The sequence below is a fragment of the Streptomyces monashensis genome (genome assembly GCF_001866665.1).
GTDB lineage: Bacteria > Actinomycetota > Actinomycetes > Streptomycetales > Streptomycetaceae > Streptomyces > Streptomyces monashensis.
This window is the reverse complement of record NZ_MLYO01000197.1, coordinates 1-301: the sequence shown is the minus strand read 5'-3', so window position 1 is coordinate 301 and position 301 is coordinate 1. Positions and strand designations below refer to the sequence as shown.

The window sequence follows — 301 nt, the reverse complement described above, 5'->3', positions numbered from 1 at the left end:
CAGACCGTCGCCAAGGCGCTCGGCCTGCCCTCCGCGAACCTGAAGCAGGGCACCGGCACGGGCCTGACCCTGGTGATCGGATCGGACTGGCCCAGCGGCACCGCATTCCCCGGCGGCAACTCCTCGCCCGCGCCCGCGGACACCCACGCCGCCGTCTCCAACGCCCACGCCTCCACCGCCGACCAGTCCAAGACCTGCGCCCAGGTCAGCCCGTACAGGACGGTCAGCCTGGGCGGCGTCTCGATGACACCGGCACAGGCGTACGCGGCGGCACGAAACGTTCCCGACTCCGCCTCCTGAG

1 pseudogene is annotated in these 301 nt (G+C 72.4%); it reads left to right on the top strand.

The annotated features are described in order from the left end of the window. Positions 1–300 (top strand): annotated as a pseudogene (locus BIV23_RS45255) (LCP family protein); the annotation flags it as partial. Position 301: the final 1 nt, after the last annotated feature.